Annotated in this window: 2 protein-coding genes; both read left to right on the top strand. The window is 68.7% G+C overall.

Features of this window, described 5'->3' with window-relative positions:
• The coding region (locus tag ACWCOV_RS41780) for a UTRA domain-containing protein (RefSeq protein ID WP_449834928.1) at window positions 1-222 on the top strand (222 nt) is incomplete at its 5' end.
• A 1-nt stretch (window position 223) separates the two neighbouring features.
• Window positions 224-883, top strand: coding sequence for a 2'-5' RNA ligase family protein (locus tag ACWCOV_RS41775; protein ID WP_449834927.1), 660 nt, complete (start codon window positions 224-226; stop codon window positions 881-883).
• Window positions 884-1,245 lie beyond the last annotated feature (362 nt).

Raw genomic sequence — 1,245 nt, 5'->3', positions numbered from 1 at the left:
CGCGACGCCTGGGTCTCACGCCTGCCGACAGCCAGCGAGGCCGACCTGTTCAATCTTGCCCCCGGCGCACCCGTCCTCCACGTCACGCATACGGCGCGAGCGGCTGAGGGCAACGTCCTTGAGATCTCGGAGTCGATTTGGCCGGCCGACCGCGTGATGTTCATCGACGAGTACGAGATCCCCGAGCACGGCCAGGCCCCCGAAGCACGATCGGACATCTGACATGACCTCTGCTCACGAATGGACCTTCAAGCACGCCGACCAGCTCACCGACCACTGGTGGTGGCGGCCGGGCTGGAAGGTCGGCACCCGGTTCTACGCCTGGCACGTCAACGTCTTCGAGGACGCCGCCCCACTCCACCGGCTGGCCGCCCGCTACCAGGCCGAGCTGTCGACGGTGCCGGGTCTCGACATGATTCCGCGGCAGTGGCTGCACCTGACCATGCAGGGCGTCGGGTTCGTCGAGGATGTGACGACAGCCCAGGTCGATGCGCTCCTGGAGGCCGCACGATCCCGGCTCGGCGAACTGGAGCCACTCAAGGTGCGGTTCCAGCGGCCGGTCATCCGACCCGAGGCGATCGCGCTTCCGCCCGACCCGGTCGAGCCGGTGCAGGAGATCCGGCACACCGTGCGAGCTGCAATCGCGGATGTGTTCGGCCCGGACGGCGTACCCGACAACGCCGACGGCTACCAACCGCACGTCAGCCTTGCGTACGTCAGCACTCCGCAGCCCGCTATCACCACGCTCGACGCAATCAACCGCGTCACAACCGACCCGGCCGACCTAACCATCAACGCCGTGTCGCTCATCGAGATGCACCGCGACAACCGCATGTACGAGTGGCAGACCGTCGAGGCCGTGCCGCTCGGCCACTCCGCCTAGCTCCCCCGGTCTCTCTGCCGAGTTTGGCTCTTATGGATCAAGGGCGCGCCTTCGGCGCGCGGCCCCGGCTGCGGGCGGCGCTGGCGCGCCGTCCTCGCCGGTGCCCAGCAGCAAGACGCTCCCCCGTCCCCGCGATCCCGACTGCCACGAGCCGCCGTCCTGGCGTCTGACCGCCGGTTAGCCCCGTCCCCCTGGTCGCCCGATCGTACGGCCACCACGACCCGCATCAAGAGCGCCAGAGGCGTCCCTACGGGATCGGCAAGCCGACTCTTGACACGCGCCGCGCTGGCCTGGGTTTGGCAGCTATCAGGGGGACGGGGCAGGTGTGGCGCAGAGCATGGTGTAACACCAGCCGGGTACGT

This window comes from Kribbella sp. NPDC002412 (assembly GCF_053592935.1).
Note: the sequence above shows the minus strand (reverse complement) of the source record. Positions and strands in the feature narration are given on the sequence as shown.

Excerpts from the sequence above, each read along its gene's own strand:
- ACWCOV_RS41775 (WP_449834927.1), top strand. The coding sequence starts at position 224 with ATGACCTCTGCTCACGAATGGACCTTCAAGCACGCCGACCAGCTCACC.